The following is a 17,777-nucleotide window of genomic DNA, read 5'->3' on the forward strand; positions in this document are numbered from 1 at the left end:
TTTGAATCTTTTTTCCTGCAAAAACGAGGAAAAAAGTGTGTTTGTCCTTCTTGACAGTACAAAGACCGGGATTACATTTTCGAACGACATTTATAATACTGATAAATTTAACATCTTTAACTACCGTAACTTTTATAACGGAGGAGGTGTAGCCGCTGGCGACATTAATAACGATGGCCTCACGGATCTACTATTTACTGCCAATATGGGCTCAAATAAGTTATATCTCAATAAAGGAAACATGGTTTTTGAAGATATAACTGAAAAGGCAGGAATAGGAGAATTAGAAAAGTGGAGTACAGGTGTAGTGATGGTAGACATTAACGCCGACAATCTACTTGACATATATATTTGTAATGCTGGTTATAGAAAAGGAATAAGTTCTGAAAATGCTTTATTCATCAATAACGGCGATTTAACTTTTACAGAAAAGGCCGCAGAATATGGTCTAAACGAAAATGGCTATACCACACATACAGCATTTTTTGATTATGATAAAGATGGTGACCTTGATGCATACATTCTTAACAATAGTTTTATTCCGGTAAATACTTTAAACTATGCCAACAATCGTGAATTACGAGCTAAAGACTGGCCAGTAAAAGATTTCATGAAAGGAGGAGGAGATAAGCTCCTTAAAAATGATAATGGACAGTTTGTTGATGTTAGTGAGGCTGCAGGAATTTACGGAAGCTTAATTGGCTTTGGGCTCGGAATTACCGTTGGCGATGTCAATAATGACAACTGGCCGGATATGTATGTTTCCAATGATTTTTTCGAAAAAGACTACCTCTACATTAACCAAAAGGACGGTACATTTAAAGAAGACTTAGAAAACAGAATTGGCCATACCAGCATGGCTTCCATGGGAGCAGACATGGCAGACCTCAACCAAGATGGCAAGCCTGAAATTTTTGTTACCGATATGCTTCCAGGTAATGAAGAGCGATTAAAAACCACCGCTTCTTATGAAAGCCATTATATTCAGGCCTTGAAGAGAGAGCGAGGTTTCTATAATCAATATATGCAAAACAGCCTTCAGCTAAACGATGGAGATGGCTATTTTTCAGAAATAGGGCAGTTTTCTGGTGTGGCCAAAAGTGACTGGAGCTGGGGGGCTTTACTTTTTGACGCTGATAATGATGGCTTAAACGACATCTATGTAAGTAATGGCATCCGCCATGATGTGATTGACCAAGACTTTATTGACTTCTTCACAAATGAACTAAATCAAAAAATGGCTCTCTCTGGGCAGAAAGAAAGTATTGAAAAAATATTAGAGAAGATGCCAAGTAAACCCATTGTTAATAATTTTTTCAAAAATAAAGGAGACCTTAAATTTGAGGATAGCTCTTATGATTTCGGATTTAGAGAAGAATCTTTTTCCAATGGTGCCATGTATGTTGACCTTGACAATGACGGTGATTTAGATTTGGTGGTAAATAATATAAATCAAGAGAGTTTTGTTTATGAAAACCAAAGTGACAAAAAAAACCATTACCTAAAATTAAAATTAAAGGGAGAAGGACAAAATACTTTTGCAATAGGCTCGGAAGTTGCTGTATACGCTAAAGGCAAAAACTATAGTTCACAGCTAATTCCTTCAAGAGGTTTTCAGTCCTCTTCTGACTATACTTTGACCTTGGGTCTTGGGAAAAATTTTGAAATAGATTCCATTACTATAAATTGGCCAAATGACAATAAAACCGTTCTCGGAAACACCCCTGTTGATACTACCATTTCTATCGATATTGCTGCCTCAAAAAACGTTATCCTAAAAAAAACAAACCAGTCATCAAATCAATATTTTGATATTGTTGACAATCCATTCGACAAACATCAAGAAAACGATTATTTAGATTATTATTCCGAAAAAAACATCCCTTTTAATCTTTCAGCGGAAGGCCCCAAAGCGGTATATGGCGATATAAATAATGACGGGAAACAAGACCTTATAATTTGTGGAGCAAGTGGTCAAGCAACACAAATATATACAAGTAGTAAAAAAGGATACCAAAAAGTAAAACAACCCGACTTTGAAAGGTTCGCTAGATTTGAAGACACTACTTTAGAGCTTTTTGATGCTGACAATGATGGAGACTTAGACTTATATATTGGCTCAGGAGGAAACGAATACAAAGCAAGAAGTAAAGAACTAATGGACCGGCTATTCCTAAACGACGGCAATGGTAATTTTAAAATAAATGGCTCTGCCCTACCATTAACTAGTTTAAATACTGCAGTGGTAAAAGCTGAAGATATTGATGGAGACGGTTTCCTAGATTTATTTGTTGGTACCAGAAATACACCTCAAGAATATGGAAAGTCAACGCCTAGCTTTATATTAAAAAACAATGGTAAAGGAGAGTTTAGTGTTTCATCTGAAATAAGCGGCTTAGGCTTGGTGAATGATGCTTTATGGACCGACATCGACCTTGATGGAAAAAATGAACTAGTTATAGTGGGGGACTGGATGACTCCTAAAATTTTTAAGAATAAAAAAGGCTTAATTGAAGAATGGAAGTCAACTGGACTAGAAAAATTATCTGGGTTTTGGTCTGCTTGTAAAGCTGTTGATATTGATAATGATGGTGACCAAGATTTAATACTTGGAAACCTGGGAGAAAACTTCTCTTTGGAGATATCTCCAAACAAACCTCTTAAACTCTGGGTAGCCGATTTAGACAAAAACGGAACACTAGATAAAGTGATTTCTAAAACCATAGACGGTAAAGACAGCCCAGTTTTTCTTAAAAGAGACCTTACAGAGCAATTTCCTGCCTTAAAAAACACAAGTCTGAAACATTCTGAATATGCAAAAAAGTCGGTTCAAGACTTATTTGACATGATAGAGAACGAAGAAGTTGAACCAATGCTCTTCAACTTTAATAAAAGCATTGTAGCCATAAATGATGGGAAAGGATATTTCAGTATTAAAGAACTTCCAACCGAAGTGCAGTTTTCTTGTGTCAATGATATCGGTATCATTGATATTGATAAAGATGGTTTTCAAGATATTATTGTAGGTGGGAATAGTTCTCAAATGATTCCTCAGTTTGGTACATTAGATGCTTGTCGTGGAAAAATTTTAAAGAATATTGGTGGAGATACTTTCAAATATATTTCAGACTTAAAGCTTTCAGGGCAAGTACGCCAAATACTTCCTTTGGAAAATCGGAATATGTTAATTTTGAGAAACAATGAAACACCAAAAATGTATCATTTCAAATGAAAAGGCTTCTCCTCATATTATCTTCCCTTTGCCTTTTAATTGCCTGTAATAAGGAAAACAAATCCCCAAACTTCCGTTTACTAGAAGCGGAAAGAACAGGTTTAAATTTTGAAAATACCTTAATACCTAGCCCTGACCTAAACATATTCAGCTACCTATATTTCTACAACGGGGGAGGAGTTGGAGCTGGTGACCTTAATAATGACGGACTCATAGATCTTGTTTTCACGTCAAACCTTGGAGAAAACAAAATCTTTAAAAACACAGGAAACCTCAAATTTGAGGATATTACCAAACAGGCCAACTTCACCTCAAATGGCGGTTGGTCAAATGGGGTCTCTATTGTTGATATCAACAATGACGGTCTTTTAGATATCTATGTTTCACAAGTAGGAAATTACGACAAGCTGCAAGGAGTTAACCAACTATTTGTTTGCAAAAAAATTGAGGATGGTCATCCTGTTTATAAAGAGGCTGCGGCCGAATATGGTTTAGCTATAAAGTCTTTAGCAACCCAAGCAGCTTTTGTTGACTTTGACTTAGATGGAGATTTAGATTTTTATCTTTTAAATCATTCTGCCCACCGAAATGGAACATTCGGAGCAAGAAAAAACTTTCTAAACACTTTTCACCCAGATGCCGGCGATAGATATTTTGAAAACCAAGACGGCTTCTATATTGATAAAACTAAGGAATCTGGTATTCACAGCAATGCCCTTGGTTATGGCCTTGGAATTGCCGCAGGCGATATAAATATGGATGGCTTGCCAGATTTATACATTGGAAATGATTTTCATGAAAACGACTACCTCTACATAAATAATGGCAATGGGACTTTTAATGATGAAACAGAGAGCCAAATGCCCCATACCAGCCGTTTCAGTATGGGTGTGGATATTGCCGATATTAATAATGACCTCTTCCCTGAGATAGTTTCACTAGACATGCTTCCATATGACTATAAGCTCATAAAAATGGCGGATGGCGAAGACGTATTTTATAATTTTAATTTCAAACTAGACCAAGGTTATAATTTTCAGTTTTCAAGAAACGCACTACAGCTAAATAACAGAAATGGCTCTTTTAGTGAAATTGCCATGTTTTCTGGCGTTCATGCCACGGACTGGTCTTGGAGTTCACTTTTATTTGACTTTGACAATGACGGCCTGAAAGATTTATTCATCTCAAACGGCATAAACAAGCGAATGAATGATACGGATTACATGAATTATGTATCAAACGACGCTATTCAAGAACGTATCAATAAAAATGATTTTAATGAGTCTGACGAACTATTGACAGACCTACTACCCGAAGTGAAAATACCTAATAAATTTTTCAAAAACGGGGGTGATTTGAACTATCTAGACTTAACATCATCCATAGAAAATAATATTTCTTCATTTTCTAATGGAGCTATCTACGCCGATTTAGACAACGACGGTGATCTAGATGTAGTAACCAACAACATCAACGAAAAGGCTTTTCTTTATGAGAATTTAAACACGGCAAATCAGCATATTAAAATTAACCTTGAAGGTTCTCCTAAAAATAGAAATGCTATTGGAGCCAAAGCCCTTTTATATTTGAGTGGAAATGTTCAATACCAAGAAAAGTTTCCTGTCCGTGGTTTTCAATCAAGTTCAGAAACAAGTCTATTATTTGGAATACCTAGCGACCAAAAAATAGATTCTCTTTGTATTATTTGGCCAAATAATACCTTCCAAACGCTTTTTAGTGTACAGGACAGCCTTATCGAACTGAGTTATCAAGACGGACTGCCAAAGTTTGACTACGAAAAGCTGAAGCCTGAAGAAAGTGAAATCTCTTTTGAAGATGTGGCGGCCTCCCTTGGCTTAAAAATAACTCACAAAGAAAACCGATTTAATGAATTTGATAGAGAAGCACTCATTCCGGCAATGAATTCTACTCCTGGTCCTGCCATAGCCGTGGCAGACATCAATAATGACGGATTAGAAGACATTTTTATAGGAAGTTCTAAGTGGGAAAAAGATAAAATTTTTTTACAAAACACGTCTGGATTTTTCACTCAAATGGAGCAACAAGAACTACAAAAAGATAGTACTTACGAAGCCTCCAGTGCCCAGTGGGCTGATATAAATGGTGATAGATACCCTGACCTTTTGGTAGCCGATGGCGGTAATGAATACTCAGGAAAAACACCGTTTCTAAAACCAAGAATTTACCTGAACAACGGCAAAGGAGTTTTGACAAAAAAAGAAAACGCACTTCCTCAAATCTTTGAAACACAAGCTTGTCTTAAAACCGCAGATTTTGACCAAGATGGTGACATAGACATATTCATTGGTGGGAAAACTATTTCTTGGGGCTATGGCCAAACACCAAATTCCTATTTACTCCTTAATGATGGTAGCGGAAGCTTCATTGATAAAACACCTGAACCTCTAAAAACAATCGGCATGGTCAGAGATGCCAACTGGCTCGATATTGACCAAGATGGTGATCAAGACTTAATTCTAGCAATTCAATGGGATGGGATATACTGTTTTGAAAACGAAAAAGGAGTTTTCTCAAAAAGAGAACTAAGCGACAAAAAAGGCTGGTGGAACATGCTCTATCCTACAGATATTGATGAAGATGGTGACATAGATTTTATAGTTGGAAATCTAGGAGAAAATAGCCGAATAAAAGCAAGTGATAATGAGCCTGTAAGAATGTATGTCAATGATTATGACGATAATGGCCGGCCAGACCAAATAATCACCCATTACATGAATGGTAAAGAAGGGCTATTTGCAGATAAAAAGGAGCTTGAAAAGCAAATGCCGTTTATAAGAAAAAAATACAACCTTTCCAGAGATTTTGCCAATGCACACTTTGCTGACATTCTTGGAAAAGAAAAAATCAAGAATGCTAAAACTTTTGAAGCCAACTACTTCAGTAATGCAGTTTTGGTAAATAATGGCAATTGGAATTTTGAACTAAAAAAACTCCCAACCACTTCACAATTAGCACCCATGGCTGCCGCCAGTAAAATTGATAATAAGAACTACTTGCTAATGGGTAATTTTTATGATGCCAATATTCAACTAGGAAGGTATGATGCTGATTTTGGAGGAACTATTCATTTGAAAAATGATACTACTATCACTCACTCAAGCCTCAATAATCTCAAAATAAAGGGTCAAGTGCGTTCCATTACTCCTATTAAAGTAAAAGGCCGAACAAATTACATTGTTGCTAGAAACAATGATGAACTCATCGTTTTGAGAAAGATTAAAAGATAAATGCTAACATTGCATATTATTTCAAGGGCATAGGCTCTTCCAAGAATTCTGAACTGCAAAATCAATAAATGTCTTTCCTTAAAAAACTTGCTGGTGATACTGTTTTATATGGCTTAAGTAGCATAGTGGGCAGATTATTGAATTGGCTATTATTTATAGTTCATACCCGTGTTTTTGAACAGCCACGTTTACTTTCAGACAATGCTCAGCTTTACACTTATGTGATTGCCCTGAACGTCATCTATACCTTCGGTATGGAAACGGCTTTTTTTAGGTATGCCAGTAAAAAGGAGAATCAATCAGAGTATTTTAATATCATACTCACCTTTATAATGCTGTTGGGAGGCACGCTATCTACCCTATTTATTCTAGGAGCTACGCCACTTATTGATGCCATTGGCTACCCTGGTAAAGAACGATTAATAGTTTGGTTGTCGGTTATATTAGTAGTTGATGCCATTTCTGCCATTGCTTTTGTCAAACTCCGAGCACAAAACAAGGTTAAGCGATTTGTAGGGATAAGATTGACTAATATCTTCATCAATATAGGGCTAAATGTGTTTTACCTGATGTTTTGTAATTACATTTTACAAGACCTCTTCTTACCAGACTTAAAACCTTTTGCAGCCTATTTTTATAATCCCGCCATTGGACCAGACTATATTATTTGGGCAAATTATGTAGCCAGTGTTGTTACACTTTTATTGCTTTGGAAAGAGTTTGTTGGCTTTAAATTCACATGGGATTGGGCAAAATTAAAGACCGTTTTAAACTACGCATATCCACTGCTAATTATGGGAATGGCTGGTGCCATCAACCTTACAGCAGATAGGTTAATGTTTAGAGGCTTGCTGCCCGAAGGTTTTTATGAAGGTTTTAACACAGAAGACGCTTTCAGTATTTATGCCAATGTTTATAAATTTTCAATTTTCATGACCTTGGTGGTTCAGGCTTATCGCTATGCCGCAGACCCGTTTTTCTTTTCTAAAATGGGAGAGAAAAACTCCCCAAACATGATAGCTCTCAGCACTAAATGGTTTACCATTGCCTGCATTTTTATCTGGATAGCGGTTTCTATTAATCTTGATTGGATTGGCCTGCTCATTGGAAGCACTTATCGTTCCGGGCTTATTGTAGTGCCTATATTATTGTTCGCCAACCTCATGATTGGAGTTTACGGCAATGTCTCTATCTGGTACAAACTAACAGATAAAACCTTCTATGGTACCTGGATAACCCTTGGCGGAATGGCTCTTACGGTTATATTAAATATAATTTTGATTCCCAAATACGGGTATTTAGGCTGTGCTATCACTTTTGCTATCAGCTCACTTCTAATGGTGGTAGCCTGTTATTATTATGGTCAAAAACACTTTCCTGTCCCATATAGCCTTGTCAAAGTCTTAATCTACATTGCTGTGGCAGCAGCAATAATCATAATTGATTCGCAAATACAATACGCTGGATTGCAGTATTCTGTGCCAGTTCATTTAATTTTGTGTGCAGCTTTCTTAACCGTAGTTTATTTTATGGAAAGAAAGACCTTCTCAGAATTAAAGACAAACTAGAACACTTCATCTAAAAATATGCTTTTAAGCGATATCCTCTATAAAGTATCTCTGCTTACGGTTTCAGGTAGAACTGATATTGAGATTTCTAACTTACAGTTTGATAGCCGTAAAGTAGATACTGGCTCACTGTTTATTGCCATTCCTGGCACACAGGTTAATGGCCACGACTATATCTCTAAAGCTATAGAACTAGGAGCTAAAGCCATCTTATGTGAAATACTACCAGAAGAGCTTTCGGATGAAGTAACTTATCTTAAAGTTGAAAGCTCTGCAAATTCCATGGGCTTGGCCGCCTCAAATTTCTATGACAATCCTTCTTCAAAAATAAAGCTTGTAGGAATAACCGGGACCAACGGTAAAACCTCTGTAGCCACCTTGCTTTTTGACTTGTTTAGAAAACTTGGATATACCTGTGGTTTACTATCGACCGTACAAAATCAAATAGAAGATGAAATAATTCCCTCAACGCATACTACGCCTGACTCCGTAAAAATAAATGAGCTTCTGGCTTTAATGCATAAAAAGGGCTGCAATTATGTTTTTATGGAGGTTAGTTCTCATGCCGTAGTAATGGAACGAATTGCAGGATTGAGTTTTACTGGAGGCGTATTTACCAATATCACCCAAGACCACTTAGACTTCCACGAAACGTTCAAAAATTATATAGACGCAAAGAAGGGATTCTTTGATAGGTTACCTAAAACAGCCTTTGCCCTAACCAACTCCGATGATAAAAACGGCAAAGTAATGCTTCAAAATAGCGTAGCGGAAAAACATGCATATACCCTACGCGGTGTGGGAGCATTTAAAGGGAAGGTGCTAGACTGTGGTTTGTATGGCTTAAATATGACCATAAACGAGCAGGAAGTTTGGTTTAAGCTTATTGGCAGATTTAACGCTTACAACCTCTTGGCGGTTTATGGCACAGCCACTTTATTAGGAGAAGAGCCTGAGGCTATTTTAACAGAACTATCTCAATTACAACCTCCTCCGGGTAGGTTTGAACAAATTCACTCTACAGACCATAAGGTAGGAATTGTAGATTATGCCCATACGCCCGATGCACTGAAAAACGTCTTAGAGACTATAAAAGACCTAAAAGAAGGAAATCAACAAGTCATTTGTGTGGTTGGCTGTGGTGGCAACAGAGACAAAGGTAAAAGGCCCTTGATGGCAAAAATTGCTTGTGAATTAAGTGACAAAGTCATATTAACATCTGACAATCCAAGAAACGAGGAGCCTGAAGCTATATTGAAAGACATGCAAGAAGGCGTGAGTATCACAAAACGCAAAAAGGTACTAGCAATTTTAGACAGGAGAGAGGCCATCAAAACCGCAGTAATGTTATCTAACGAAGGTGATATAATTTTGGTAGCCGGAAAAGGGCATGAAAACTACCAAGACATCAAAGGTGTTAAAAGCCATTTTGATGATAAGGAAGAGATAATTAGAGCTTTTATGGGTTAGCAAGACCCATAACCGTCTGCTTCATACTATCAGAAATACTGTGCAACCATTTCAGGTGGTCTGTCATTAGTTTTCCTTCCTGAAGTTTGTTTCTCATTTCTTGACTCATGGGTGTAAATCCTTTTTCAAGTTCTACATCTCTCTCTTTTGAAAGTTTTACAAACTTTTCTTCCAATACACCGGTAGCCTGAAAAAGCTCATCAATATCCTCTTCATTTGTCAATTCACCACCTCCCAATGAAGTTAATGCGGCTTCTAAATTTTCTAGAATATGCCTCATGACAGTTTCATATTCTTTGGAAGCTTCCGTGGTTTCATGATCTTGAATATAAGTGCCCAATGCCGCCAAGGCTGTTAAAAATGTTTGATTAAGCACCACATTAGCATATACCTGAGCTTGATGCCCTTGCCTAGATTTTGGGTCTTCCGTTTGACGCTGAAAAGCGGCCATCAGGTTTCCACTTTCCAAAAAAGCCTTTTTTCTAGCCAAACGATAAACCGTATCTGGCTTTTCTTTCGAATGGTATATCCTGTCAATATTTTCCATATAAGCTCTTGATGCTTCTATAGCCTTCTGAATAGAATTTTTGATACTTCCCTCTTCCCAAACCGGCCAAAGTAAGTAAATAGCCAAGAATGCTATGCCGGCACCTATCAGAGTGTCTATAACCCGATACTGCACTATATTGAGAGCATTTTCAACCAAAATAGCATAAAGAAGAATCACGGCCGACGTTATGAAAGTGGCAGCGACCTTATAGTTCTTTTGCAAATTCACAAAACCTAAAAACAATGAAGGAATAGCAAAGCAGCCATAAATGGTATTGCTATCAAAAAGTAAAATAACAAGGACAGCACCCCCAGCTCCCATCAGCGTTCCGTAAATTCTATTCAAGCCCCTTTTTTTGGTTAAACCAAAATTAGGACGAAGAATCACAGCTACAGTTAATAAAACCCAATAGGCATTTTGATGCTCAAAAACCTTCCCGACAAATAAGGCCACATACATAGCTATAGTCAGCCTTAGTGCATGTTTAAAAACAGATGACTTAAAGTTCAAATTCGCTTTTAGCGTTTTGATATTATAATCTTGGGTGGTAATAAATAATTGACGGTCTTTTTTTCTTAAAGAACTATCCGAACCTTCCAGAATGTTTGCGTAAACTCTTTTCGCTGCAAATGTTTTCTCCTCCTTCCTTCGCTCATAATCAAGCAAATTCCTGAGAATAAGAGCCCCTTCTCTTGCCTCTGGCAAGCCAATTGCATCTACATAAGACTTAATACTCGACTCACAAAACTCCTGATTTTCGGTAGGCTTTTCTTCTAATGGTAGCTTCTTATCCGTTCTAATAGCTTCTGCCAAAGCATATAAGTGTACAATGGTGCTGGCAGCAAAGGATTGAAAAGTCTGTGTTTTATCAAAATGAAGCCCTAGAGCCTCTTTATACTCTGTAGGGTCAGTATCTTTTGCTAAAGCCAATTCATAAATGTCAAGCATCTCTAAAAAAATCAGTAAATGCCTGCTCGTTTTATTAGACTGGCCCTCATTAACTCTTTTCTTAAATAAAAGCTCTCTTAAAAGCTCATGCTCCTCATTAAGGTCAATTTGAAGTTTTAGGAGTTTCTGCTCTAGTTCAAGTCTGTTATCAGGGTTGTTCCAAAGCAACTGATATTTCACCTTCAAAAAATCTGCTGTTGACTCCACACATTCGGCTAGTTTCTGAGCCGTACTTTTGTTTTGAAAAATCCAATGAGAGAAACTAGCCCACAGCAAATACCAGATACCTCCACTGAAAATAAGACCAAGCTTTAATCCTATGGTCAAATCTGTTTTTAGCAGAGCAAAACTCATTATCATGGCAAAATGACCAGAAAAAGCCACCATAGAAGCTCTAAAGCCATAAACTGAAAGCATACTGACCCAAAATATACAAACACCAAAAAATATATAAAACAGCCATTCAGAGGCCATTCGAGTAAAATGGCAAAGCAGGGTAATTAATATACTCAGCAAAAGGGCAAAAACTATCCCCAGCATTCTATGTCTATTGCTGCCATCAGTATTAGGAAGAAAAGTAAAAAAGACGCCCATGGCAAAAGCCAAACCATAACCCATTTGGTCAAAACGAATACCTAAATAAAGCGGAAGCACTAAAGCAATGGTCAAGACCGCTCCCTTAAGAAAATCGAATTGATATATTTGATTTATTAGCTTTTGCACTTTTTCCAATTAAACATCTAAACCAACACTTCTAAGTAATTCCGAAGCATTAAAGCTTTCACAAATCCCAGGCTTCAATTTATAATCAAAGGTGAGCTCACCATCTTTAGCATCATATTCAAAAAAGTAATTCTTACTTTTCTCTGGATATTTATCAGCTATTTCTGTCATTCTTAAATCATGTGTAGCCACTAAAGCATAAGAATCAGATTTAATAACTCTTTCTAAAAATGCAATAGAACCTTTCAGTTTATCTTCAGAATTAGTTCCTCTTAACATTTCATCCACTAATAACAGTGCCTTTGATTCCAAGCTCATAGCTTCGAGCAAAATTTTAATACGGTCAATCTCCGCCTTGAAAGTAGAAGAGTTCTGCTCTAAAGAATCTTTAATTCGCATATAAGCGAAAAGCTTAATTCCTGAGTTTAACACAAAACGCTCGGCAAAAATAGGTGCACCCGCATAAGCAAGTAAAATATTGGAACCCAAGGTTCTCAAAAAGGTACTCTTCCCAGACATGTTAGAACCAGTAATAAGGCTCAACCTATTCTGAGGACTTAAAATATAACTGTTACTTACCGATTCTGGCATTAAAGGATGCCCTATTTCCGAAGCAGAGACACTTACTTGGTCATCATCTTTAAGCTCTGGAAAAGTCCAGTTTGGTCTATTAAAAGCTAAAGTAGCCACACTAGCAAATTGCTCAAAAGTGCCTAAGCACTCAAAGATTTCTTCAAAGAAACTAGGGTTCTTTTTAACCCATGCTCTAAGTTTTACCAACTGTACCAAATCGAATGGAGAAAAAGCATAAAGAAAGAATGAAGCAAACTGATTGTTCTTCATATCAATCTTAGTTGATATCAGCTGAAACTCTTCAATTGGGTTTTTACCATCAACAGGCAATAGAACTTGAGCATTTTTCAATAACTCCGTCTCCCAGTTTTCCTCCAAAACAAGTTGAGTAGCAGTTTTATACTTTGCCATGTCTCGGCTCAGACCCTTTATTTTATTAAAATATGGCTCCGTAACTTTTTTATTTATCCCTACCAAAGAATAGTTAAGAGCCAGTAATCCAACCAAAGCAATCATCCCGTTGGTGACTCCATAAAAATAGAAAACGGCTACCACGCCACCCACAAAAATCCATTTAAGGAAAGCATAGTACTTAATTAATCCTTCTAACTTAATGGCAGGAGGCTCTCCTAAAATACTCAACTCGGTAACCGACGAACCACTTAACTCAAACAAAGAAGCCTGAAAGCTCTGACGCCAAACGGTTTTACCTAAAAGCTCTTTTGAAGCTGCTTGCCTTTTTTGAATAATTTCAGAATTATGCGTTTCTAAAAAAGCATTTGCCAATTTCAGTTGACCAAGCCTAGTCTTGGCTCTATTTATTAAATGAAAGAGAGAAAAATTACCGAAAACATCCAAGTCGGCAGTATAGTCATGTTTCTCATCATAGAAATCCGCTCCTTCGGCATATTTATTTTTGCCACCTGAACATACTTCTAACTCATTTCTTAAAACATCAATCAGAACTTTCTTTAACTCTACCTTCTCCTGAACACTTTCATGATATCTCACCAAAAAGTAAAATCCAGCTAATATTCCTAAAATGGTTCCAAAAGCAATAATTGCTGAAGTTTTAAAAAGGAAATAAAGTAATACCGCTCCTGCTATAATGGCAAACAAGCGAATGTTGGACGTTGTGCTACTTTTTTTCTCAAGCTCCACTAAGCTAGCTCCTTCTTCTTCTAAGCGTTCTTTGTAATATTTTGTCATGCTCTTTTTCATATTCTACGTGAAATTACCAAAGCCTTTCTATTTTTGTTCTATGCACTCCGTTTTAGACAAAAAAATTGACTTCCTCCCAGGTGTTGGTACCACAAGAGCCAGCCTTCTAAATACGGAGTTGGGAATATTCACATATACGGAACTTATAGAGCATTATCCTTTCCGATATGAAGACAGAAGTAAGTTCTATCAAATTTCTTCGCTTTCTGAAGACCTTGATAATATTCAATTAAAAGGAAAAATCACAAGTGTAAATAAAGCAGGAACTGGTCGTAAAGAGCGTTTAGTAGCCAAATTTACCGACGGAACTGGGTCTGTAGATCTTATTTGGTTTCAAGGCATTAAATGGGTGGAGAAAAAATTAATCACCGGGGCTGACTATATACTTTATGGGAAACCCACCATTTTTGGCCATTCTTTCAATTTTAGTCATCCCGAAATAACTGCCCTAACACCTGCCTTAGAAAAACCTACAGGCTTAAAACCTGTTTATTCTTTGACCGAAAAACTTCGGAAAAAATTTATTGACAGCAGGGTTATTGGTCAAATTACACAAAACGCACTTAGAGACATTGGAACCAACATCCCAGAGAACTTACCAGAAAGCCTATTGGTGAAGTATAAGATGATACCGCGTTTTCAGGCATATCAACTGATTCATCATCCGAAAAACTATAGTCATGTAAAACATGCACTACGTAGGCTAAAATTTGAAGAGCTTTTCTATAATCAGCTCTCACTAATAAATCAAAAGCTACTGCGTAAAAACGAATTTGAAGGACACCTTTTTACCAAAACCGAACTACTAACTAACTTTTACGAAAACCACCTTCCTTTTGAATTAACAAATGCTCAAAAGAAAGTCATCAAAGAAATATTCTTCGACTTTAAATCTCAAATGCAAATGAACCGCCTTCTTCAAGGTGATGTGGGTTCTGGTAAAACCATTGTAAGCTTTATTTGCATGCTTATGGCTATTGATGGTAATGCTCAATGTTGCCTAATGGCTCCCACAGAAATTCTAGCTATCCAACATTTTCATGGGCTGAAAATTTTTGCGGAAGAAATTGGGCTCAAAATAGCTTTATTAACAGGTTCTACTAAGAAAAAAGAAAGAACAGTCATTCATGAAGAGCTCTTAAACGGTACTATAAATATCATTATAGGAACGCACGCTCTTATTGAGGATAAGGTTCAGTTCCAGAACCTAGGATTATGTGTGATTGACGAGCAGCATCGTTTTGGTGTTGCCCAAAGGGCCAAACTTTGGAATAAAAACAAGCGAATTCACCCACATATTTTGGTCATGACGGCTACGCCAATTCCTAGGACATTAGCTATGACACTTTATGGAGATTTGGATGTATCGGTAATTGACGAATTACCAGCAGGAAGAAAGCCAATCAAAACAGTGCATCGCTATGACTCAAAAAGGCTAGAAGTATTCCAATTTATAAGAGAAGAAATCTTAAAAGGTAGACAAGTTTATATAGTTTATCCGCTTATTGAGGAATCAGAACAGATGGATTTCAAAAATCTTATGGATGGTTATGAAAGCATTTCTCGGGCTTTTCCTGACAGTCCTTTAAGTATAGTCCATGGTAAAATGAAGGCCAAAGACAAGGATTATGAAATGCAGCGTTTTGTCAAAGGCGAAACAGAAATCATGGTAGCCACTACGGTAATAGAGGTTGGTGTCAATGTTCCAAATGCCAGCTTAATGATTATTGAGAACTCAGAAAGGTTTGGTCTAGCACAGCTTCATCAATTAAGAGGAAGAGTAGGCCGTGGAGCTGAACAATCTTACTGCATTTTGATGTCAGACTTTAAACTTTCCAAAGAATCTAGAAAGCGAATAGAAACCATGGTAGAAACCAATGATGGTTTTAAAATATCCGAAGTTGACCTAGAATTAAGAGGCCCAGGAGACATGTCTGGCACACAACAAAGTGGATTAGTTGACTTAAAAATTGCCAATTTAGCCACCGATGGAACAATCCTAAAGTTCGCCAGAGAATCAGCTTTAGAAATTCTAGACCAAGACCCAGAACTGGCACAAGAGCAGCACGCTATGATTAAGGCTTTCGTCGATAAAAGAAAAACTCCTAGACTTAACTGGAGTAGAATTGGTTAAAAATTCCATTATCTTCGCTATTTGAATTCTGAAATTTAGAGTAAAAACGTTTTCTTACCAGCTTTATAATGAAACTAAAAGCCAGTAAATAAAAAACTTAACCTTTAATTAAAAAGGCATAACAATTTAATACTCTTATTTCTCTTTATTTGCCAATCAATTAATCGACTAATTAACTTTAGCCAATGTTGAAAATTTTAGGAATTTCTGCTTATTACCATGATTCCGCAGCAGCTTTATTAGAAAACGGTGAAATTATAGCCGCCGCACAAGAAGAAAGATTTACCCGCAAAAAGCAGGACTCCAGCTTCCCAGAAAATGCTATTAAGCATTGCCTTGAATATGGTGGTCTTGAACTTAAAGACTTGGATGCAATCGTCTTTTATGATAAACCATTGCTTAAAATGGAGCGTCTTCTAGAAACATACTATGCGTTTTCTCCAAGTGGTCTTCGCTCCTTTTTAACGGCCATTCCTGTTTGGTTAAAAGAAAAAATGTTTTTAAAAAGGACATTGAAAAAGGGCCTTCAAAAAATAGGCGAATACGACTCAAAGAAAGTGAAATTCCTTTTTCCAGAACATCACTTATCTCATGCCGCCAGTGCATTTTACCCTTCACCATATCAGGATGCCGCCATAATGACTTTAGACGGTGTTGGAGAATGGGCTACCGCTTCCATTGGGCATGGTAAGGGAAAAGAAATTGAAATTCTAAAAGAGCTAAAATTTCCACATTCCTTGGGTCTACTCTATTCCGCTTTCACCTACTTTTTAGGTTTTAAAGTAAATTCCGGAGAGTATAAACTTATGGGTTTAGCTCCTTATGGTCGTTCAAACTCTGAAGAAGTAAAACGTTATAAGAAAACCATAGCATCAGAATTAATAGAAATTTATGAAGATGGCTCTATCTGGCTAAATCAAAAATACTTCAACTATGCCACGGGTCTCCGAATGGTTTATGATGACAAATGGGAAACTCTTTTTGGCTTTCCAAAAAGACCTGCGGAATCAAACCTAGAACAACATCACTGTGACTTGGCCAAAGCTATCCAGGAAGTAACTGAAGAGATAGTCATATTAATGGCGAAAGAAGCTCAGCTGCTTACAGGTAGTAAAAACTTGGTATTAGCCGGAGGAGTGGCTTTAAACTGCGTAGTTAATGGTAAACTTCAAAATGCAGAGATTTTTGAGAATGTATATATCCAACCTGCTGCTGGCGATGCCGGCGGAGCATTAGGGGCGGCCTTGGCAGCTCATCATTTATATTTTGGTCAGGAAAGAGTAGTGGACAGTTCTAAAATGGATGCCATGAAAGGATCTTATTTAGGGCCCGAATACTCTGGATTGGATATAGAATTAATGGCCAAAAAGTTTAAAGCCAAATTTGAGTTTTCAGAAAGCTTTGATGAATTATCGGGAAAGGTTGCCAAGCTTATCTCAGACGGAAATATTATAGGGTGGTTCCAAGGGAAAATGGAATTTGGGCCCAGGGCTCTTGGTGGCAGAAGTATTCTGGCAGACCCAAGAAATCCTGAAATGCAGAAAAAACTCAATCTAAAAATAAAGTATAGAGAGGGCTTTAGGCCATTTGCTCCATCTGTTTTAGCTGAGGATGTAGAAGAATATTTTGAATGTAAAACCTCTTCTCCTTACATGCTATTGGTTCATGGTGTAAAAGAAAGCAGAAGAAACCAAGTTCCTGCCAACTATGAAGATTTAGATCTCATGGATAAATTGTACTTCCTTAGGTCTGACCTTCCGTCCATAACACACATTGATTATTCCGCCAGAATTCAAACGGTTCATACAGAGACTAACCCTAGATACCATAAGTTAATCTCCGATTTTAAAAAGGAAACGGGTGTAGGTGTTCTGGTAAATACTAGTTTCAATGTACGTGGAGAGCCTATAGTATGCACGCCATTAGATGCATATAAATGCCTAATGAGAACAGAAATGGATTATCTTGTGATAGGAAATTATCTTTTCAGCAAAGCAGAGCAACCTGAATGGTTAGAAAAGGATGATTGGCAAAAAGAATTTACATTAGATTAAAATTTATACCCACCTCAAATGGGCAATAACAAAAC

Annotated in this window: 8 protein-coding genes; 6 read left to right on the forward strand and 2 right to left on the reverse strand. The window is 37.1% G+C overall.

What is annotated here, in order from left to right; translation table 11 throughout:
• The first annotated feature begins 37 nt into the window (after positions 1-37).
• The 4 genes from AADJ06_RS09680 to AADJ06_RS09695 all read left to right on the forward strand — a co-directional run bounded on the left by AADJ06_RS09680 (position 38) and on the right by AADJ06_RS09695 (position 9,539).
• Entirely contained in the window at positions 38-3,232 is a 3,195-nt protein-coding gene (locus AADJ06_RS09680) for a VCBS repeat-containing protein (protein ID WP_341226241.1), read from the forward strand.
• Positions 3,229-6,501, forward strand: a complete 3,273-nt coding sequence (locus tag AADJ06_RS09685) for a VCBS repeat-containing protein (protein WP_341226242.1) — start codon at positions 3,229-3,231, stop codon at positions 6,499-6,501. Before AADJ06_RS09680 ends, AADJ06_RS09685 begins: the two co-directional genes overlap by 4 nt.
• Positions 6,502-6,569: 68 nt before the next feature.
• Entirely contained in the window at positions 6,570-8,069 is a 1,500-nt protein-coding gene (locus tag AADJ06_RS09690; RefSeq protein ID WP_341226243.1) for an oligosaccharide flippase family protein, read from the forward strand.
• 18 nt (positions 8,070-8,087) lie between these two features.
• Positions 8,088-9,539: a UDP-N-acetylmuramoyl-L-alanyl-D-glutamate--2,6-diaminopimelate ligase gene (locus tag AADJ06_RS09695; protein WP_341226244.1), complete on the forward strand. Its 1,452-nt coding sequence runs from the start codon at positions 8,088-8,090 to the stop codon at positions 9,537-9,539.
• On the opposite strand, the gene AADJ06_RS09700 is transcribed toward AADJ06_RS09695, so the two are convergent.
• Both AADJ06_RS09700 and AADJ06_RS09705 read right to left on the reverse strand, forming a co-directional pair.
• On the reverse strand, positions 9,529-11,760 hold the full coding sequence (locus AADJ06_RS09700) for an FUSC family membrane protein (protein ID WP_341226245.1): 2,232 nt from the start codon (positions 11,758-11,760) through the stop codon (positions 9,529-9,531). The genes AADJ06_RS09695 and AADJ06_RS09700 overlap by 11 nt on opposite strands.
• A 9-nt stretch (positions 11,761-11,769) precedes the next feature.
• A complete protein-coding gene (locus AADJ06_RS09705; protein WP_341226246.1) occupies positions 11,770-13,542 on the reverse strand; it encodes a hypothetical protein in 1,773 nt (590 codons plus the stop codon).
• A 52-nt stretch (positions 13,543-13,594) separates the two neighbouring features.
• Between AADJ06_RS09705 and recG the strand changes: the two genes are divergently transcribed.
• Together recG and AADJ06_RS09715 are read left to right on the forward strand one after the other, a co-directional pair.
• Positions 13,595-15,688, forward strand: coding sequence for an ATP-dependent DNA helicase RecG (recG, locus tag AADJ06_RS09710; RefSeq protein WP_341226247.1), 2,094 nt, complete (start codon positions 13,595-13,597; stop codon positions 15,686-15,688).
• A 188-nt stretch (positions 15,689-15,876) separates the two neighbouring features.
• The gene (locus AADJ06_RS09715; protein WP_341226762.1) at positions 15,877-17,742 is read left to right on the forward strand and encodes a carbamoyltransferase; all 1,866 of its coding nucleotides are present in this window, start codon (positions 15,877-15,879) and stop codon (positions 17,740-17,742) included.
• Positions 17,743-17,777: the final 35 nt, after the last annotated feature.

The organism is uncultured Arcticibacterium sp. (assembly GCF_964021845.1).
In the GTDB taxonomy this organism is placed as follows: Bacteria; Bacteroidota; Bacteroidia; order Cytophagales; family Spirosomataceae; genus Arcticibacterium.